The 17680-nt window shown below is 64.0% G+C and carries 19 protein-coding genes, 2 tRNA genes and 1 rRNA gene; 6 read left to right on the forward strand and 16 right to left on the reverse strand.

Annotation, left to right across the window (positions count from 1 at the left end; translation table 11 throughout):
- Positions 1 to 494: hypothetical protein (locus QZZ02_RS13990; RefSeq protein ID WP_291845296.1), on the reverse strand; the 494-nt coding region annotated here is incomplete at its 3' end.
- A gap of 27 nt (positions 495 to 521) precedes the next feature.
- Positions 522 to 606, reverse strand: a tRNA-Tyr gene (locus QZZ02_RS13995).
- 144 nt (positions 607 to 750) lie between these two features.
- Here QZZ02_RS13995 and rlmB point away from each other — a divergent pair.
- Complete coding sequence (rlmB, locus tag QZZ02_RS14000) at positions 751 to 1551, forward strand: 23S rRNA (guanosine(2251)-2'-O)-methyltransferase RlmB (RefSeq protein ID WP_291845298.1); 801 nt, start codon at positions 751 to 753, stop codon at positions 1549 to 1551.
- Positions 1552 to 1599: 48 nt separating this feature from the next.
- Here the strand turns inward: rlmB and QZZ02_RS14005 are convergent, their stop codons facing one another.
- The 5 genes from QZZ02_RS14005 to QZZ02_RS14025 form a co-directional block, all read right to left on the reverse strand.
- Positions 1600 to 2607 (reverse strand): DUF2807 domain-containing protein, encoded by a 1008-nt coding sequence (locus QZZ02_RS14005; RefSeq protein WP_291845300.1) that lies wholly within the window; start codon positions 2605 to 2607, stop codon positions 1600 to 1602.
- Between the two features lie 204 nt (positions 2608 to 2811).
- A complete protein-coding gene (locus tag QZZ02_RS14010; RefSeq protein WP_291845302.1) occupies positions 2812 to 3993 on the reverse strand; it encodes a DUF819 family protein in 1182 nt (393 codons plus the stop codon).
- 73 nt (positions 3994 to 4066) lie between these two features.
- The gene (locus QZZ02_RS14015) at positions 4067 to 4672 is read right to left on the reverse strand and encodes a glutathione S-transferase family protein (protein WP_291845303.1); all 606 of its coding nucleotides are present in this window, start codon (positions 4670 to 4672) and stop codon (positions 4067 to 4069) included.
- A 43-nt stretch (positions 4673 to 4715) separates the two neighbouring features.
- Complete coding sequence (locus tag QZZ02_RS14020) at positions 4716 to 5114, reverse strand: RidA family protein (RefSeq protein WP_291845304.1); 399 nt, start codon at positions 5112 to 5114, stop codon at positions 4716 to 4718.
- A gap of 4 nt (positions 5115 to 5118) precedes the next feature.
- A complete protein-coding gene (locus QZZ02_RS14025) occupies positions 5119 to 6480 on the reverse strand; it encodes an amidohydrolase (protein ID WP_291845306.1) in 1362 nt (453 codons plus the stop codon).
- Positions 6481 to 6646: 166 nt separating this feature from the next.
- On the opposite strand from QZZ02_RS14025, the gene QZZ02_RS14030 reads away from it, so the two are divergent.
- Together QZZ02_RS14030 and QZZ02_RS14035 are read left to right on the forward strand one after the other, a co-directional pair.
- A complete protein-coding gene (locus QZZ02_RS14030; protein ID WP_291845307.1) occupies positions 6647 to 7576 on the forward strand; it encodes an ABC transporter ATP-binding protein in 930 nt (309 codons plus the stop codon).
- Entirely contained in the window at positions 7573 to 8298 is a 726-nt protein-coding gene (locus QZZ02_RS14035; protein WP_291845308.1) for an ABC transporter permease, read from the forward strand. Before QZZ02_RS14030 ends, QZZ02_RS14035 begins: the two co-directional genes overlap by 4 nt.
- Before the next feature lie 16 nt (positions 8299 to 8314).
- Here the strand turns inward: QZZ02_RS14035 and QZZ02_RS14040 are convergent, their stop codons facing one another.
- The 4 genes from QZZ02_RS14040 to metG all read right to left on the reverse strand — a co-directional run bounded on the left by QZZ02_RS14040 (position 8315) and on the right by metG (position 12070).
- Positions 8315 to 8830 carry a PaaI family thioesterase gene (locus QZZ02_RS14040; RefSeq protein ID WP_291845309.1) on the reverse strand — a complete coding sequence of 172 codons (516 nt, stop codon included), beginning with the start codon at positions 8828 to 8830 and terminating at the stop codon, positions 8315 to 8317.
- Positions 8831 to 8902: 72 nt separating this feature from the next.
- Positions 8903 to 9202 (reverse strand): hypothetical protein, encoded by a 300-nt coding sequence (locus tag QZZ02_RS14045; RefSeq protein WP_291845310.1) that lies wholly within the window; start codon positions 9200 to 9202, stop codon positions 8903 to 8905.
- Positions 9195 to 10148 (reverse strand): peptidylprolyl isomerase, encoded by a 954-nt coding sequence (locus QZZ02_RS14050; protein WP_291845311.1) that lies wholly within the window; start codon positions 10146 to 10148, stop codon positions 9195 to 9197. Before QZZ02_RS14050 ends, QZZ02_RS14045 begins: the two co-directional genes overlap by 8 nt.
- Positions 10149 to 10351: 203 nt before the next feature.
- A complete protein-coding gene (gene metG, locus QZZ02_RS14055; protein WP_291845312.1) occupies positions 10352 to 12070 on the reverse strand; it encodes a methionine--tRNA ligase in 1719 nt (572 codons plus the stop codon).
- Between the two features lie 119 nt (positions 12071 to 12189).
- On the opposite strand from metG, the gene QZZ02_RS14060 reads away from it, so the two are divergent.
- Positions 12190 to 12624 carry a DUF1761 domain-containing protein gene (locus QZZ02_RS14060; protein ID WP_291845313.1) on the forward strand — a complete coding sequence of 145 codons (435 nt, stop codon included), beginning with the start codon at positions 12190 to 12192 and terminating at the stop codon, positions 12622 to 12624.
- Positions 12625 to 12708: 84 nt separating this feature from the next.
- Positions 12709 to 12784, forward strand: a tRNA-Thr gene (locus QZZ02_RS14065).
- Positions 12785 to 12805: 21 nt separating this feature from the next.
- On the opposite strand, the gene QZZ02_RS14070 is transcribed toward QZZ02_RS14065, so the two are convergent.
- Positions 12806 to 13672 carry an SDR family NAD(P)-dependent oxidoreductase gene (locus QZZ02_RS14070; RefSeq protein WP_291845315.1) on the reverse strand — a complete coding sequence of 289 codons (867 nt, stop codon included), beginning with the start codon at positions 13670 to 13672 and terminating at the stop codon, positions 12806 to 12808.
- Between the two features lie 211 nt (positions 13673 to 13883).
- On the opposite strand from QZZ02_RS14070, the gene katG reads away from it, so the two are divergent.
- Positions 13884 to 16058, forward strand: a complete 2175-nt coding sequence (gene katG / locus QZZ02_RS14075; protein ID WP_291845316.1) for a catalase/peroxidase HPI — start codon at positions 13884 to 13886, stop codon at positions 16056 to 16058.
- Between the two features lie 102 nt (positions 16059 to 16160).
- Here katG and QZZ02_RS14080 read toward each other — a convergent pair whose 3' ends face one another.
- The 4 genes from QZZ02_RS14080 to rrf all read right to left on the reverse strand — a co-directional run.
- Positions 16161 to 16622, reverse strand: coding sequence for a CPBP family intramembrane glutamic endopeptidase (locus tag QZZ02_RS14080; protein ID WP_291845317.1), 462 nt, complete (start codon positions 16620 to 16622; stop codon positions 16161 to 16163).
- A gap of 51 nt (positions 16623 to 16673) precedes the next feature.
- Positions 16674 to 16868 carry a hypothetical protein gene (locus tag QZZ02_RS14085; RefSeq protein ID WP_291845318.1) on the reverse strand — a complete coding sequence of 65 codons (195 nt, stop codon included), beginning with the start codon at positions 16866 to 16868 and terminating at the stop codon, positions 16674 to 16676.
- Positions 16865 to 17353 (reverse strand): MarR family transcriptional regulator, encoded by a 489-nt coding sequence (locus QZZ02_RS14090; protein WP_291845319.1) that lies wholly within the window; start codon positions 17351 to 17353, stop codon positions 16865 to 16867. The genes QZZ02_RS14085 and QZZ02_RS14090 overlap by 4 nt, the downstream gene beginning before the upstream one ends.
- Before the next feature lie 245 nt (positions 17354 to 17598).
- Positions 17599 to 17680: ribosomal RNA gene (rrf, locus tag QZZ02_RS14095) — 5S ribosomal RNA — on the reverse strand; the annotation flags it as partial.

A 17680-nucleotide genomic window follows, 5' to 3' on the forward strand; every position in this document is an offset into this window, starting at 1 on the left:
TTGCTTGGCGTAATCAGCGTCTTGCCCATCCCGGCAAGGACCATCAACAGGGTCAATGTGATTCCGCCAACCAGGCGCGCCCGATTCTTGTAGTCATCGTTGGCATTGACCCACAGTGGCGCCAGCAGGCACATCAGTGCCGCCACGCCACCGATGGTGACAGCCGCGGGCGCCTCGGCAAAAAACCTCAGATTGATGCCGGTCACCGCGATACCGGCCGAGCCGGCCAGGACACAAAAGCCAGCAAGCGACCGCTTCGATGCAACGTCGACATGCCGGTCAGCCTGACTTTTCGGCCAGTAGCGCCTGAACATTTGCTGCCTTCCCCGTCTCACGCCAGACAATATCGCGCACAAAGGTTTAGGACCGCTGAAACAACCGGCGGGCTGCTCAGCCGGCAGCCGATTGTTATCAGAAGGGCAAGGAAAGAACAGGCGGGGCAGGCCATCAGAACGCGCTGCAACGGGGTCCCGCAGCGCGGTCAGGATTGACACCTGTGTCCGATATCCGCTGCGAAAAAGTGGTGGAGGGGGCTGGATTCGAACCAGCGTACGCATAGCGGCCAGATTTACAGTCTGGTGGATTTAACCACTCTCCCACCCCTCCACAGGGTGCCTAGAGGCCGCGATGTAACCGGCCTTTCGGTGTCCTGCAAGAAACAGTCTCAGCTTGCGGGGAGGCATGCTATGCCTCGGCAAATCAGGTGACCGCCCCAAAACAGGAGCGCGGACTATAGTGACGAAGACTCCCATGCGCAACACTTCCAAACGGACCGATTACAGCCGCCGCTCCAAGCCTTCTGGCACTGGCGATTCCGGCTGGATCTGGGGCCGCCACGCCGTGCTCGCTGCGGTCGCCAACAAGCGCCGAGAAATCCTCGAGCTGAAGGTCACCCGCAATGCGGCGCGTGAACTCCCCGCGGGGACAGATCACGACCAGGTCGAACCGAAACTGATCGACAATGCGCTGCCGGACGGCGCCGTGCACCAGGGCTTCGCGGCCCGGGCCCGCGCCCTGCCCGCCGAGTCGATCAATGGCGTGATCGACCCGACCCACGGCGCCCTGCTCGTGCTCGACCAGATCACCGACCCGCACAATGTCGGCGCCATCCTGCGCTCGGCCGCCGCCTTCGGCATCCGCGCCGTGATCATGCAGGACCGCAAGGCCCCGCCCCTGTTCGGCACGGTCTGCAAGAGCGCGGTCGGAGCCGCCGAACGGGTTGCCCATGTGCGGGTCACCAATATCGCCGACACCCTGCTCGATTTCCGCAAGGCCGGGCGGCATGTGCTGGGTCTGGCCGGCGAAGCCGAGCTTGACCTCGCGACCGCACTGGCGGCGCCGGATGGCAAGGGCTGGGGGCCGGGCCTGGTCCTGGTCATGGGCTCGGAAGACAAGGGACTGCGCACGCGCGTTGCGGAGTGTTGCGACCAGCTGGTCCGCATCCCGATGACCGGCGCGGTGGAGAGCCTGAACGTCTCCAATGCCGCCGCCATCGCCCTCTATGAGGCAGCAAAATGGCGCCCGGTCAAAGACGAGGCGCCATCTGCTTGATCCGGCCCGGAGGGGGGAGTCGGGCGCGGAGGGATCTGGTTTGACGGGCTAGTGAATATCACCGACGCGCAGCACGGTGCGGCCATTGCGGGTCCAGTTCACACGGCCCTCAATCTCGGAAATCGAGACATCGCCACCGCCACGCTCGTTCACGGTGACATCAACCGCCGTGCCGCGGAAAGCGATGTCGCCGGAACCGCCAATCGAGGCTTCGAAAGGCTGCGCCCGGCCGCCATGAACCGCGATATCCCCGGAACCGGAAATGCGCGACGAGAAAGCGCCATTCATGCTCGCGGCCTCAACGTCACCGGATCCGGATATACCGATCGCGAGACCGGCGACACGACCGAACTCGACATCGCCGGACCCATTGATGTCGACTTCGGCATCACCGCTCACATCGCCGGTTTCCACATCACCGGAACCGTTGATGTCGACAGACACGTCGCGCCCGATAGCGCCGGTCACGACATCGCCCGACCCGTTGATGCCGATCCAGGCATTGCCTTCGATCGAGCCGGTTGTGATGTCGCCGGAGCCGTTGATCCGCACATGCGCATCGCCGCGCACATCACCCGCCTCAAAGCGTCCACAGCTGTTCATGCTCAGATCGACTTCGCCGAGATCACCGGCGGTGCCGACAAAGGCACTGTCGCGCAGCTCGAGCGCGACCGAGGCCGGCGCCGTGATGACCAGGCTGGGATACTCGTCAATGCTGTGACGCGCACCGCGGTCGAGGCCGATACTCATGACGTTGTTGCGGGTCCGGCAATTGGTGTTGCGCAGGGTCAAACCGCCGTCAATGCGAACGGTTGAACCGGCATCGGTCACCTCCGGATCATCAACATGGCCACCGGTATTGGTCATGGCCACCGAGATCGTGTCAGAGCTGCCGGTGCGGATCTCGATGCGACCGACGAAGTTCTCGATCTCGATCCGGTCGCCGGATAGGGATTGCGGGGCACCGCTGAGCTGCGTCGCTCCGGCAGACATGGAGACCAGCGCCGCGCCGGCGAGCGCGGCCGCGCTGGTAGCAATCAGGAATTTCTTGGTCATGGGTCGTCCCCTTTTCACGATTTCATCCCCCCTGATGCAGGCCGAGTTTCAATCGGATGCAGTGCGTGAGCAGATAGTGTCGTTCAAAGGCCTGCCCGGCGCTGTCCGGGAGATGACAGCTGCGTAATTGTGCAGGGGGCTTCGCCCGGCCGGGATCCACCGTTGACGCCGCCCTTGCCGTGCGCCGGCCTGTGTCCTGTCCGGTCAGCCCGGCCAGAGCTCGAATACCAGCGTCGCGATCGGCGTGCCGATGGCATAACCGAGCACCCCGACCAGCACGCCCGGCGTCACCAGGTCTTTCCAGCCCTTTGCCGCGGCCAGGGCGGGCGCCGTCGTGGCGCCAAGTATGGCGGCGTTCGAAGCGGTGATCAGCTCGGGCAGCGAAAGGCGAAGCAGGCTGCCGGCGCCGAACAGGATGACGGCATGGACGGCCAGCATGATGCCGATCAGTCCGAACAGGACGGGGGCCTGCTGCATCAGCGACCAGACATCAGCCCCGGCCGCGATCATGGCGAAGAAAACGAAGCTCAGGGCAATGCCGATCTCATAACCGCCGCGCAGCTGACCGATTGTCTTGGGAAAGACGGTCGCCGGGATCAGGGCGAGCACCGAGATGATCGCAAACTTCCATTTGCGGCCGGAGTCTTCCCACAGGCTGTCGAGCTGATCCGCGATCAGCGTGCCGATCGTCACGATGATCAGCGCATAGGCCGCCGACAGGCAGAGCGAGGCGGCCGTAATCGGGCGCTCATCCTCGACTTCGATGTCACCCTGGCTGTGGTCAATCGGGTTGAACCGCTTGGCCAGCCAGCTCCAGCCCGGCATCAGCGCCAGAAGGGCCAGGAAAAAGCCGGAATACAGATTGTCGACCGCAGTCATCGCCGAAGCCCAGCTGGGATCGGCGGCACCAAGCCCGGTTGAGGCCATCAACGCTCCGTAATTCACCGAGCCGCCAATATAGGTCGCGGTAAAGGCGCCGATAGCGGCAGCCTGGCGGGTGCCCAGCGTGGCGGCTTCGGTACCGGCGGCATAGTCGCCGATATCGATCAGCGAAAAGGCGATGATCGCCCCGACAACCGTGGCGACCGAGGCCAGCAGGAAGGCGCCGGCCATGCGCGTGGTCTCGAAGAAGATTTTCCGGAGGTCCGCCTTCATCAGGAAAAGCGGGATCAGGACCGGGACGAAATAGGTCCAGACAAAATCATAGGCGGGGGCCGAAGACGGAATCAGGCCGATATTCGAGGCAATGATCGCCAGGAAAATCGCCCAGACAGCGCCGGTCAGAAGCGCCCCGACCCGGGTTTTCTCGATCAGGAAACCCGCCGCGGCAATCGCGAACAGGCCGGCCATCACGGCCAGATGATTGTCAGCCGGAATCAACGACATGAAACGTTCCTTCAATGATCGGGCGCGACCCTAGCCCTGCCGCCTGCGCGGCGCAAACCCCGCCTGCCATGCCTCAGCCGGCGAGCGCAGCCTCCCGCTCGAACGCCCGCTGGTAGGCCGGCCGTTCCGTCAGCCGGCCGACATAGGATGAAAATGGCTCGGCCCGTTCCAGAAGTTTGAAATTCATCATGAAATTCAGCGTCGACCCAACCATCAGGTCGGCGGCGGTGAAATGCTCGCCCACCAGGTAGTCGCGCCCCTCAAGGCCGCGGGCGAGCGTCTCCATGACCGTGGCAAGATCACCCCAGCCGGCAGTCTGGCGCGGTGTTTCCCGTGACATGGCCTTGTCGATGAAGGCCGGCTCGATCACCGAGCCCGCAAAAAACAGCCAGCGCAGATAGCTGCCGCGCCCCGGCGCATCGATGGCGGGCGCGAACCCCTTTCCGGCAAAACGGTCGGCCAGCCAGGCGCAGATCGCCGCACTCTCCGTGATCAGCTCGCCCTCATATTCCAGAGCCGGCACCTTGCGCATCGGATTGACCGCGCCATAGGCCTCGGACTGGATATCGTCACGGATATTGACGATGCGAAGGTCGAAAGGCTCGCCGATTTCCTCGAGCATCCACAGGGCGTGAAAGCCGCGGGTCCGGGGGCAATGGTAGAATGTCAGCTTGGCCATGATGGCGATCCGTCTCGGTCTTGGTGTTTCGCAGCCTGTCTTGTCAGGCCGCTTCGATACAGGCATCGGCTTCGATCTCGATCAGGAAATCCGGACCGATAAAGCGCGAGATCTCGACCATGGTCGTGGCCGGCGGATGGTCCTTGAAAACGGCAGCATGCGCCCGGCCAAAGGCCTCCCAGTGATCGATATCGGTGACGAACATGCGCGTCCGCACAATATCCGTAAGCGCGCCGCCGACCTCGTCGAGTGCCTTGCCGATAATCTCGAAACAGCGCCGCGCCTGGGCTTCCGGATCGCCGACGGCAAACGGCTGGCCGTGTGCGTCCAGCGACACAGTCCCGGTGACCCAGGCCAGATTGCCGCGCCGGATCGCGCGGCAATAGCCGACCTGGTTTTCCCAGCTGGCGCCCGTGAAACTGCGGCGCGTTACGCCGTCCACCGCCTTACTCCGCAGCCGGTGTTGCGAGAATATCAAGCGCTACCGCGGTCATCGCCTCAGTTGCCTGGGTGATCGAGCCCTGCGGGTCGTCCGGCGCAAAGAAAGGCGAGTGGTTGGACGGCGGCACGAGGCCGCGCGCGCCGTAATCCTCGAGGGTTTCCTGCGTGGTGCCGCCGACCCAGAACATGAAGGTCGGGATGTTGTGTTCGGTGCGGTGATACTGCGAGAAATCCTCACCGCCCATGACCGGGGAGGTTTCGACCACGGCGTCGGTACCGAACCGACTGCGCATGACATCAACCGCACGGGCTGCCAGATCGGGACTGTTGTAGAGCGCCGGCGTGTAGGTCTCCTCGATCTCGACGCGCGGATACTCGTCAGGCGTCAAGCCGTAGGAGGCCGCCTGGCTGGCCGCGATGCGCCGGATACCGGACAGAAGCTGCGCGCGCACCTCGTCGGTATAGGAGCGCACGGTAAGCTGCAGATGGGCATTGTCGGAGATGATGTTGTGCTTGGTACCGGCATTGAAGGCGCCAACCGTCACCACGGCCGGCTCGAGCGGCGACACTTCGCGCGACACCAACGACTGCAGCGACACCACGATCTGCGACGCCAGGTAGATCGGGTCCTTGGTGGTGTGCGGATAGGCGCCATGCCCGCCGCGGCCCTGAACATAGATATCGACCGAGTCGACATTGGCCATGGCATAGCCGGGCACATAGGTGATCGTACCGGTCGGAATGGCGGAGAAAGTGTGGAAGGAGACGTTGAAATCGGGCAGCGGGAAGCGTTCAAACAGCCCGTCCTCGATCATCGCCACAGCGCCTTCGCCGAGTTCCTCGGCGGGCTGGCCGATCAGGACAAGCGTGCCGGACCATTCGTCCGTCCGTTCGACCAGCTGGCGCGCCGCGCCGACCAGGGCGGTCATGTGGGTGTCGTGGGCGCAGGCATGCATGACCGGGCTTTCAACGCCGCGAAGATCGGTTCCAAGCACCTCGGATGCGTAGTCCAGCCCGGTCTGTTCCGGAACCGGCAAGCCGTCCATGTCGGCGCGCAACATCAGGGTCGGCCCCTCGCCATTTTCCATCACCGCGACAATACCGGTCTGGCCGACCCCCTCGGTCACCTCGAAGCCGAGCGCACGGAGTTCGCTGGCAAGGCGAGCAGCGGTCTCGGTCTCGCGGAAGGAGAGCTCCGGATTGGCGTGGAAATGCTCGTAGAGCGCTTCCAGATGGGTCTCGTAATCCGCAGCAATGGCATGCCGCAGCGCGTCGTCACCAGCGGCATCCTGCCAGGCATGGGCGGCGGGCTGGACAGACGCGGCAAGCGTGAAGGCGGCAACGGCCGACATCAGATGGCGTTTCATGATCGATTTCCCCTCAATGAGCTGGCGCCATTCCAACCAGCTCACGGCCAAAGGTCAATGCACCCGTCATCACAAGCGGCGGGAGGGACGCTAATTTCCACAATCCCGTGCCCGGACAGCCCGCATGACCTTGCCACGCAGCCCGCCCATGCGGCCTAGTGCAGACATGACAGAAACCGTTCTCTCGTTTCACCAGGTCACCCAGCGCTATGGCCGTCTGACGGCGCTCGACGGGATCGACCTCGCCATTCCCGCCGGCGCCATCTACGGCTTTCTCGGACCCAACGGGGCGGGCAAGACAACCGCGATCCGCTGTGCCATGGGGCTGTTGCGCCCGCAATCGGGCCGCATCCGGATCGGTGGCCACGACCTCGCCCGCTCCCGCCGCCAGGCCCTGGCCAGCGTCGGTGCAGTGATCGAGACGCCGGCCCTCTTTCCCAATCTGACCGGCCGCGAGAATCTCGATGTCTCGCGCCGCCTTTTGGGGATTGCTCCCGCCCTCATCGACCGCGCCCTCGAGCTGGTCGACATGCGCGAGGCGGCCGATCGCCGGGTCGGACAGTATTCGCTCGGCATGAAACAGCGCATGGGCCTGGCCCGGGCCCTGCTGGCCGAGCCGAAACTCCTTATCCTCGACGAGCCGACCAATGGCCTCGACCCGGCCGGGATCCGCGACATGCGGGCCCTGATCCGGGCCCTGCCCGAACGCACCGGCGCGACTATTTTCATGTCCAGCCATCTCCTGTCCGAGATCGAGCAGCTGGCCAGCCATGTTGGCCTTTTGCAGAAGGGCCGTGTCCTGTTTGACGGCACGCTGGAGGATCTGTCCCGGCAGCAAACACCGCGACTGATCCTGACCGCCGGTCCGCCGGAACAGGTCGCGCCGGTACTTCACGCCGCGGGCTTTGCCGACCCGATCCGCGAGGGTGACCGCTTCATCCTCACCGATCCCGTTGCCATCACGCCGGAGCGCGCCGCAGCGCTGAATGCCGCCCTGCACGACGCCGGGTGCCAGGTCAGCGAATTGCGCTTGGAACGGGCCGATCTGGAAACCACCTTCATGACACTGACCGGGCACGGGGAGGAGGCAGCATGATCAATGTGCTGATCGCCGAAGCAACCAAGCTGCGCCGCTCGCTGGTCCTGCTGGTCGCGGCCACACCGCCCGTCATGGTCTTTGCGCTCGGTGCCCTGGTCGTGGCCAGCGGCAATGCGCCGGAAGACTGGAGGGTGCACACTGTGGCGGGCGCGGCCATCTGGGCCTTTTTTCTGTTGCCGATGAGCGTGATCGGCCTGACCGCCCTGATTGCCCAGCTCGAACACGGACCCAATACCTGGTCCCACACGCTCGCCCTGCCCGTGCCGCGCTGGCAGGTCTTTCTGGCCAAGGCACTCGTCTCGCTCGGCCTGATGGCCGTGGTCAGTGCCGCCGTCGCCCTCGCCAGCTGGACCAGCGCACTGGTTGGCCTGCAGCTCGGCAGCGAGGTCGAAATGGCCGGCCAGTATGATGCGATGCTGGCACTGCGCCTGTATGGCTGGATGTTTGTCGCCGGCCTGCTGGTCATGGCCATCCAGTGGACACTGGCCATGCGCTTTCGCAGCTTTGCCGCACCGGTCTCGGTCGGCATTGGCGGGACCTTCGTGGCCGTCGCTGCGACCAGTGCCGAGAAGGGTCTCTATTTTCCCTGGCTGATGCCGGTCAATGTCCTGGCGTCCGAGGGCAGCCGCGGCGATCTGGCGATCGCGATGGGCGGGATTGGCGGCGTCATCGTCTTTGCCCTCGCCATCCTCTGGCTGAGCCGACGCGACTGGGGCTAGGACGGCCAACCGGACACTAGCCGCCCGGCTTGAGCACCATCAGCGTCGAGGTCCCGTGCGCCAGGATGCGGCCATCCGGCCCTGTGACCCGGGCCTCGGTGGTGATCAGGGTCCTGCCCTGCGACACGATCCAGGCCTCGCACCGCACCCGCCCGGTATCCACCAGGATCGGCCGCGTGAAATTGGCCTTGGTCTCGACCGTGGTCTGGACCTGACCGACCGGCAGCGCCGAATGGGCGGCACAGGCGGCGGCACTGTCGATCAGGGTCAGCGCCCAGTCGCCATGAACCGTGCCGGCCGGATTGAGCAGATGCGCCCCGGTCTCGCCTTCAAACACGGCCCGTCCGGCTTCAACGGCGACCAGGTCAAAGCCCAGGGCCTGGCTGATCGGCGGCGCCGGCAGACGGCCATCGCGGACCGCCTCGAGCATTTCCAGCCCGGTCAGGGGCGCCAGCTCGGCATGCGTGGCCACGCCATAGCGGCGTTCTTTATAGGCCGTAGCCCCGGTCGGTGACGCAGTCGTTTCAGTCATGGGAAATCGCCTTTGCTACCGGCCTCTGCCCTTTGCCAAGTGGAACGGCGAGGCCCTCCGCGCAAGAGGCGATCAGACCGGTTTGGCCTTGAAATGGCGGATATCGTCCTGGGCCGTCAGGCAGGCCGAACGCAATTGTTCCGCCTGCGGGAAATCATGGATTCGCGCCCACAGCGCATCCTTCAAGCCCGACGGGTAAGCCTTGAAGCGGCGCGCGGCATGTCCGATCGCCAGAATCCCGGCATTGACCACCCAGGGGTCCTCGGACGCAATGGCAAATTCGAGCGGCGATGTCAGCGCGTCAATCGCATCGCTCTTCATGGCGATCCCGACAATATCGAGCGGCGCGTATTCGGCAGGCGTTTCAGTCATGATCGGGCTGTTCAACAAGCCGCACCGGACCGAGCACATGACAGGCCTCGATCACCGGCGGCGGGGTTTCAAAGAAGAATTCGTGTGTGCGGTTTCGACGGGATTGCTTGGCCTCGAAAAAGGCCTGCCCGTCGGTGCGCATGACCTCATAGGCCGGTCTGTCCGCTACGGGAAGGTCGGATGCCATCCTTGCTGACATTATTGTGTCACGAGCCGTCGGGTCGGCAATCACACCGGAATTGACCGTCGGATCGCCGCGGCGCAGGGCCTGGACATGCGCCATGCCGTCAATCACCCGGCCGAACACCGACATGATGCGGTCGAGATGGCGCGGTCCCTGACCGATCACGATGTAAAACTCGACATCGCCGCTGTCGGGATCATTGTCGCGCGCCATGGCGACCGTGCCGGGACAATGGATCGGCCAGACCGCGCTGCCTGCCTCATCCATCGCGGCCGGGAAGCCGTCGACATGGCCAATCATCGGCGCATAGAGGTCGGCGTCGATCATCGGTGTGAAGGTGACAGTGGAAGCCGGAACCGCAAACTCGCCGGCCAGCGGCGGGTATTGCGGCAGTTCGACCGCGTCCGGATCCTCGCCGCGACCGCCCTGGGCGACGAAACCGTCAATGACCCGATAGAAGCTGCGCCCGTCGAAAAACCCGTCGCGCGCCGCCTGGCGCATGCGATTGGCGTGGTTGGGAGCAATCCAGTCAGCCAGCTCAATGGCAATCATGCCGTCCTCGACCTGGATCAGGAGAAGATCGGCCGGATCGACCGGGCGCCAGTCAGGAATGCCGGCAAAGTCCGGTGTCGGCGTTTCAGCAGCGGCGGCGGCCTGCGCGGTTTCCGAGCCATCCACGTCTTCACTTGCCGGCGCGTCGGGCGAGCCGCCGCAGGCGGCACAGGCCATGAGACAAGCGACCGCCAATACTGCGTGTTTCATCATATCCCAAGACGGCGCCAGCGCGCCCTCTCCCCCATTGATTTCTTGTCAGCCAGTGGGCCTTGGTCCTTCCGGTTCGTCAAGGCCACCTTCGGTGCCGCGAAGCGGGCATGCGCCTTGACGAACCGGAAGGACCAAGGCGGAGTCCCGACAAGAGATCAATGACTTGTTCCGCCTGCTATCAGGTGTATTGGCAACGGGTGCTATTCGCCCGGCGCCCCGCCAAAGCGCTCCGACCATTCGGCCAGCTGCGCATCCTCGATCTTGGCGAACAGCACATCCGGCGGCGTGATGGCGAGCCCGTGCGGCAGCGCATCGAGCAGGTCGCTGGCTGAATCTCCGAAATTCCAGGTCCGCCGGTCTTCCGGCACGCCCACCGCGTCGAGGATTTTCGCGGCTGCGTCCGGGATGAAGGGCTGTGCCAGAATACCGAACAGGGCCACCAGGTTGAGACCCGTACGCACGCCCACGGCAGCCGCATCAATATCGGTCTTGTACTTCACCCAGGGCTCGGCCTTGGTGAGATACTCATTGCCGGCCGCCCAGATGGCGCGCACTTCCGACGCCGCCTTGCGGAATTCCATGGCTTCCATATTGGCGATGACGGCCGGAAGCCGGGTGTCCAGCTCGGCCGCCAGCCAGGCCTCGTTCTCGCCGGGCGTGCCGGCAGCCGGCACCTGGCCGTCAAACTTCGAAACGGTGTATTTGGTGATCCGGTTGACGAAATTGCCCAGAACATTGGCGAGGTCGGAATTGATCAGCCCCTGGAAATGCTCCCAGGTGAAGGCCGCATCCGAACCTTCCGGCGCGTTGGCCGTGAGATACCAGCGCCAGTAATCGCCCGGCAGGATGTCCAGCGCCTGGTCCATGAAGACGCCGCGTTTTTCCGAGGTCGAGAACTTGCCGCCATACCAGGTCAGCCAGTTGAAGGCCTTGAGCTTGTCGACCGTCTTCCACGGCTCTTCCGAGCCCAGGATCGTGGCCGGGAAGGAGACGGTGTGGAAGGCGACATTATCCTTGCCCATGAACTGGACATAGGTGACGTCATCCGCGCCCTTGTCGGTGCGCCACCAGCTTTCCCAATCGCCGTTTCCAGCCTCGGACCATTCCGCCGTGGCGCCGATGTAACCGATCGGCGCATCGAACCAGACATAGAAGACCTTGTTTTCAAAGCCCTCGCGCGGCTTGCCCTCATGGGCGACCGGCACACCCCATTTCAGGTCGCGGGTGATGGAGCGGTCGCGCAGGCCCTCATCCAGCCATTTATAGGCAATCGACTTGGCCAGGCTGGGCCATTCGGTGGCCGCGTCGACCCAGTCGCGGATCCGCGCTTCCATCTTGGTCTGGACGAGGTGGAGATGCTTGGTCTCGCGCACTTCGAGATTCTTCGAGCCGGAAATCTTCGAATAGGGCTCCTTGAGATCCGTCGGCTCGAGCAGGCGGCCGCAATTGTCGCACTGGTCCCCGCGGGCGCGCTCGAAACCGCAATGCGGGCACGTCCCCTCGACATAGCGGTCCGGCAGGAAGCGATCATCATCGATGGAGAAAACCTGTTCCTCGACCCGCTCGACGATCAGCCCCTTGGCCTCCAGCACGTCGGCAAAATGCTGGGTCAGGCGGATATTCGGCGCGTTCGAGGTGCGGCCGAAATAGTCGTAACTCAGCGAGAAGCCCGCACCGGCGCGCTTTTGAATATCATGCTGCTCGTCACAATAGGCGCGCACATCCATGCCCGCTGCATCGGCAGCCAGCTCGGCCGGCGTGCCGTGCTCGTCCGTGGCGCAGATATAGAGCACATCATGACCGCGCAGGCGCTGGAAACGGGCATAGACATCGGCCGGCAGCATCGACCCGGCCAGATTTCCCAAATGCTTGACGCCATTGATGTAGGGCAGAGCGCTGGTGATCAGTATACGGGCCATAGTCGGAGTTCTTCTCTTGCGCGGAATAAAGCGTAATCTGTTCGCGTGAAAGGCGAGTCTCGGGGACATCGCCTCGCAGGGCGAGACATACAAGCCCTGCATGGGGGAGGGAACAGGAAATGCCGCGAATTCTCGGATTGAACCCGCTTGCCGTTCTGGCGGCAGGCATCGCCTTCTGGATGGTCGGTGCGCTTTTCTACGGTATGCTCTTTGCCGATCTGTGGATGGGGCTATGGGGCTCTACCGACGCTGACATCGCAACCATGGAAGAGCAGATGGCACTGTCCATGGGTGGCGGCTTCATCCAGTGCCTCCTGTTTGCCGGCTGTCTCGGCTTCGCCCTCAAGGCGCTCAAGGCAGACGGGCTGACCAGCCATATCAAATGGGCGGTTTTCCTGTGGGCCGGCTTCGTCCTGCTCGCCCAGGCCTATGGCACGATCTACGCCCTGCAGCCGGTCCTGCTGCTCGTCCTCGACGGCACCCACACCCTCACCGGCTTTGTTGTCATGGCCGCGCTCCTGACCGTGCTCGACACGGTCGCGGTCAAGGACTGACCGGTCCTGCGGGCGTTGAGGCGGCGCAATTGCAGCAAACACTTGTCGCGCCCGCCGCGCCCGCGTATCAGACCGTTTCTGGAGGCCGGCTTAGCTCAGCTGGTAGAGCACCTGATTTGTAATCAGGGGGTCGGGGGTTCGAGTCCCTCAGCCGGCACCAGATGTTTCCGCAATTTCGGCCTCACACCGGCGCGTCATCATTCACCCGGCGCAGCTCGATCGGTTCGTCCGATCCGGCGGATGCCGCGAGCGCCCTGCCCTGTTCGGCCAGGATGGCGAAGAGTTGTTCCGGATCGCTGGTCCGCAAACCCAGCGCTGCCGCCTCCATGCCTTCGGCGATGACAATGTCATTCCGGCCGGCCGCAATCCCGTCCAGGATGAGCGCAGCAGCGGATTCCGGCTTCATCCCGCCGTCGATATTGGCATCCGACACACCGCGCGGTGCGCCGCTGGCCGAGAGCGCATTGCGCGAGATGCCGGTTTGTACCGATCCGGGCAGAATGACCGAGACACTGATCCCGTAGGCTGTCTCGACCTCGGCCCGCATCGCTTCGTAAAAGCCCACACAGGCATGTTTCGCAGCGCAATAGCCCGAGCGGACCGGGGTGCCGATCTTGCCGGCCAGCGAGCTGACGATCGAGACATGTCCCGATCCCGCCGCGATCATGTGCGGCAGGACGAGCTTGGTCAGGGCAACAGGTGCGAAGAAGTCGACTTCCATGAGGCGGCGATAGACCGCCATGTCGGTATCGACGATGAGACTGCGCTGCGAGATGCCGGCATTATTGATCAGCCCGTCTATGCGACCGGTCCAGGCGAGCGCGTCGTCGACGATCCCCGGCAGGGCGTCATAATCGGTCGTTTCGAACGCCAGGACATGGCTGTCGCCGGCCAGTTGGTCGCGGGTTTCCGCCAGCGCCGCTTCATTGCGACCGGACAGGATGACCCGCGCGCCGCGCCTGGACAGGTCGATCGCCATCGCCCGCCCCAGCCCGGACGAGGCACCGGTCACCCAGAAAGTCTTCCCTGCATAAAACCCGTCGCCCATATCGCATACTCCGCTTGTCGGGCTGAGCCTAGCACCAGGGCCCCCATCAGGGGAGGGCTCCAGCGCGCCCAAAGCAATTTTCGCGATAGTGACCGCCTCTATACCCATCCATAAATAAATTGATTGGATCGATAGACAGCCATTTGAGATAGTGGTCGCGAGATCTCCCAACCGGGAGACAGGACTTGAACCAATAATCGGGAGGAAGACCATGGACGGCAATGATCCGAAGGGCATGAGTGGCTGCCCCGTCATGCACGGCGGCAATACCGGGACCGGCAGCAGCGTGATGGCCTGGTGGCCGCGCGCGCTCAATCTCGACATCCTGCACCAGCATGACAGCAAGCCGGACCCGATGGGGCCGGACTTCGACTATCACACCGAGCTGAAAAAGCTCGATGTTGACGCCCTCAAATCCGACATGAAGGCCCTCCTCAAGGACAGCCAGGACTGGTGGCCGGCCGATTACGGCCATTATGGCGGCCTGATGATCCGCCTCGCCTGGCACTCGGCCGGCTCCTACCGCCTGGCCGATGGTCGTGGTGGCGGCGGTGCCGGCAATATCCGCTTTGCCCCGCTCAACTCCTGGCCGGACAATGGCAATCTGGACAAGGCGCGCCGCCTGTTGTGGCCGCTCAAGAAGAAGTACGGCAACACGGTCTCCTGGGCCGATCTCATCCTCCTGGCCGGCACGGTCGCCTATGAGGACATGGGCCTGAACACCTACGGCTTCGGCTTTGGTCGCGAGGATATCTGGCATCCCGAAATCGATACCTATTGGGGCGCCGAGCAGGAATGGCTGGCCCCGTCCGATACGCGTTATGAGGATGTCAGCAAGCCGGACACGATGGAGAACCCGCTCGCGGCCGTGCAGATGGGCCTGATTTATGTGAACCCGGAAGGCGTCAATGGTGAGTCCGACCCGATCAGGACCGCCGGCCAGGTGCGCGAGACCTTTGCCCGCATGGCCATGGATGACGAGGAAACCGCGGCGCTGACCTGTGGCGGTCACACCGTCGGCAAGGCGCACGGCAATGGCGACGCCGGTGCGCTGGGTGCCGAGCCGGAAGGCGCGGACCTCGAAGCCCAGGGCTTTGGCTGGCTCAATCCCAATATGGGCGGCAAGGCCGCCAACGCCGTGACCTCCGGCCTGGAGGGCGCCTGGACGACCAATCCGACACAGTTCGACATGGGCTATTTCGAGCTCCTGTTCGGCTATGAGTGGGAACTCAAGAAAAGCCCGGCCGGGGCCAATCAGTGGCAGCCGATCGACATCAAGGAAGAACACATGCCGGTCGATGCCTCGGACCCGTCCGTGCGTCGCATGCCGATCATGACCGATGCCGACATGGCCATGAAGATGGACCCGGCCTATCGCGCCATCTGCGAGAAATTCATGGCCGATCCGGACTGGTTCAAGGAGACCTTCGCCCGCGCCTGGTTCAAGCTGACCCACCGCGATATGGGTCCGAAGGCCTGCTATTTCGGTCCGGACGTGCCGTCGGAAGACCTCATCTGGCAGGATCCGATCCCGGCCGGCCCGACCGGCTGGGATGTCGACGCCGCCAAGGCAAAGATCGCCGCCAGCGGCCTGTCGGTGTCCGACATGGTCGCCACCGCCTGGGACAGCGCCCGCACCTTCCGCGGTTCGGACAAGCGCGGCGGCGCCAATGGTGCCCGAATCCGCCTCGCCCCGCAAAAGGCCTGGCAGGGCAATGAGCCGGACCGCCTCGCCCGCGTGCTCGGCGTACTCGAGCCGATTGCCGGCGAGGTCGGTGCCAGCGTCGCAGACATCATCGTCCTGGCCGGCAATGTCGGTGTGGAACAGGCGGCCAGGGCGGCCGGCCACGAGGTCACCGTGCCCTTCACCCCGGGTCGCGGCGATGCCACGGATGCCATGACCGACGGCGACAGCTTCAAGTCCCTCGAGCCGCTCGCGGACGGGTTTCGCAACTGGGCCAAGGCCGACTATGTCGTCACGCCCGAGGAAATGCTCCTCGACCGCAGCCAGCTTCTCGGCCTCACGGCGCCGGAAATGACGGTGCTGGTCGGCGGCATGCGGGTGCTGGGCACCAATCATGGTGGCACGAAGCATGGCGTCTTCACCGACCGTGAAGGCCAGCTGACGACCGACTTCTTCGTCAATCTGACCGACATGGCCTATGCTTGGGAGCCCGTCTCCAAATCGACCTATGAGATCCGTGACCGCAAGACCGGTACGACCCGGTGGACGGCCACCCGTGCCGACCTGGTCTTCGGCTCGAACTCCATCCTGCGCGCCTACTCGGAAGTCTACGCCCAGGACGACAACGAGGCGAAATTCGTGAAGGATTTCGTCGCCGCCTGGACCAAGGTGATGGAGGCTGACCGGTTCGATGTGAAATAGGTCCGCGCGTCACCGCCTGACACAGAAAGGGGCGAGCCATCCGGCTCGCCCCTTTTTGCGTGGAAGAGAAGCTCGCAGCCGAACCGACAGGCCGCCCCCTCGTCAGCCCGGTTCCGCCACCTCAATCGAATCGGGATAGCGAACCGTCATCGACAGCACGCCCGTCGACGCATGGGCGATGATGAGCGGCCACAGATTGCGACGGAAGAGCCAGAACATCAGGCCAAAGCCCAGCCCCATCAATCCGGTCGCCAGCCCACCGCCGACGCCCTGATAATACATGTGGCGGACCCCGAAAAAGACGGCCTGCAACACGATCGCCAGCGGCATGCGCCAGCCCTCCCGGCCGCCCATCACCTCGGTCAGCTTGAGAATGGTGAAGGCGCGATAGATCATCTCCTCGAAGAAGCCGCCATGGATGATCGCAATCGCGATCCAGAGCATGAGAAAGCCCGGTGAGTTCGCGATGTCCGCAAACCGGTCCTCCGCACTCACCGCGATCGGAAGGATCGGAGCGATCCAGGTCCTGAACGCGACGGACACCCCGATCATCACGGCCAGCATCAGCACGGCTTGCGGGAGGAGAAGCAGCCAGCCCTTCCAGCCGGCCGGCCGCTACAGTCCGTAATCGGACCAGCGCTTGCCGCGGCGATGAATCAGCCAGCTCGCCAGGATGACGGCGCACAGGAGCGAGACCGGCCCCGCATATTTCCAGGCGATCTCCATCATCACGGCCTTCACCACAATGGCGATGCCCACAACGAGGACGAGATCAAACAGGGCGGTCAGGCGGGGAGTAAGGGTCGTCATGATTTCGTACGCTCCAGCAGGGAAGTCTCTGTCAGCGCCTTGCGCGCGCGGCTCGTGATATCCAGCAGGTCAACACCCAGCTCCTCGAACAGCGCGGCATAGACCTTGTCGAGCTGGCTCATCACCGTCTCGAGCTGCTCGATGACAGGCCGGGCCTTGGCTGTTGGCTGCAGGATGGACCGCGTGCGGTCGCCGGGGTCGCGATCCTGTGAGACCAGACCGGCCTCAACCAGTTTCTTGATCCTGTAGGTCGCCAACTGGTGCGACAGACCCAGCTCCTCCGCCAGTTCAGCGACGCTGAGGCCCGGTCGGGTCGCAACCAGATGGAAGACCGACCCAAGCCGGGCATCGAGATCGACCCCCTCAGCCTGCATCAGCTCCTGGCCTTGCTCGGCGAGAAGCTCGTGCAGTTGCGCCAGCCGACGGGCCAGGAAAGGTCGCCCTACGCGCGTGAGGTGGTCGGAATTTTCAGTCGAACTAGTCATCATGACGATCAAATACAAATTTTTGTATTATGAGTCGAGCCAGATCAGCAGCCCGGTCCCGAAGTCAGGCGGAGGCCCGGCGACAGGCCTGTCGAGGCCGCCTGCCTTCCTGGCGCTTACCCTGGCTGGAGGTATTGATCGGGGTTTTGAGGTGGTGTGGGGCTGGACGCAGAAACGCCCCCGGCTTTTGGGCTCGGGGGCGTTTGGTGTTTGATATGTGTGGAGGTCTTGGATCTATCGTGCAGACCGGGCAGCGACCTACTCTCCCACGCCTTAAGACGCAGTACCATCGGCGCTAGGGGTCTTAACGGCCGTGTTCGGGATGGG

The organism is Maricaulis sp., from assembly GCF_015665295.1.
Classification (GTDB): Bacteria; Pseudomonadota; Alphaproteobacteria; order Caulobacterales; family Maricaulaceae; genus Maricaulis.

Bases quoted from the DNA above. Each gene is read 5' to 3' on its own strand.
- QZZ02_RS14045 (WP_291845310.1), bottom strand. From the start codon at position 9,202: ATGACTGAAACGCCTGCCGAATACGCGCCGCTCGATATTGTCGGGATC.
- metG (WP_291845312.1), bottom strand. From the start codon at position 12,070: ATGGCCCGTATACTGATCACCAGCGCTCTGCCCTACATCAATGGCGTC.
- QZZ02_RS14080 (WP_291845317.1), bottom strand. From the start codon at position 16,622: ATGCTGGCCGTGATGATCGGGGTGTCCGTCGCGTTCAGGACCTGGATC.
- QZZ02_RS14010 (WP_291845302.1), bottom strand. From the start codon at position 3,993: ATGTCGTTGATTCCGGCTGACAATCATCTGGCCGTGATGGCCGGCCTG.
- rlmB (WP_291845298.1), top strand. From the start codon at position 751: ATGCGCAACACTTCCAAACGGACCGATTACAGCCGCCGCTCCAAGCCT.
- QZZ02_RS14060 (WP_291845313.1), top strand. From the start codon at position 12,190: ATGCCGCGAATTCTCGGATTGAACCCGCTTGCCGTTCTGGCGGCAGGC.
- katG (WP_291845316.1), top strand. From the start codon at position 13,884: ATGGACGGCAATGATCCGAAGGGCATGAGTGGCTGCCCCGTCATGCAC.
- QZZ02_RS14040 (WP_291845309.1), bottom strand. From the start codon at position 8,830: ATGACTGAAACGACTGCGTCACCGACCGGGGCTACGGCCTATAAAGAA.
- QZZ02_RS14030 (WP_291845307.1), top strand. From the start codon at position 6,647: ATGACAGAAACCGTTCTCTCGTTTCACCAGGTCACCCAGCGCTATGGC.
- QZZ02_RS14015 (WP_291845303.1), bottom strand. From the start codon at position 4,672: ATGGCCAAGCTGACATTCTACCATTGCCCCCGGACCCGCGGCTTTCAC.
- QZZ02_RS14070 (WP_291845315.1), bottom strand. From the start codon at position 13,672: ATGGGCGACGGGTTTTATGCAGGGAAGACTTTCTGGGTGACCGGTGCC.
- QZZ02_RS14090 (WP_291845319.1), bottom strand. From the start codon at position 17,353: ATGACTAGTTCGACTGAAAATTCCGACCACCTCACGCGCGTAGGGCGA.
- QZZ02_RS14025 (WP_291845306.1), bottom strand. From the start codon at position 6,480: ATGAAACGCCATCTGATGTCGGCCGTTGCCGCCTTCACGCTTGCCGCG.
- QZZ02_RS14005 (WP_291845300.1), bottom strand. From the start codon at position 2,607: ATGACCAAGAAATTCCTGATTGCTACCAGCGCGGCCGCGCTCGCCGGC.
- QZZ02_RS14085 (WP_291845318.1), bottom strand. From the start codon at position 16,868: ATGACGACCCTTACTCCCCGCCTGACCGCCCTGTTTGATCTCGTCCTC.
- QZZ02_RS14035 (WP_291845308.1), top strand. From the start codon at position 7,573: ATGATCAATGTGCTGATCGCCGAAGCAACCAAGCTGCGCCGCTCGCTG.
- QZZ02_RS14050 (WP_291845311.1), bottom strand. From the start codon at position 10,148: ATGAAACACGCAGTATTGGCGGTCGCTTGTCTCATGGCCTGTGCCGCC.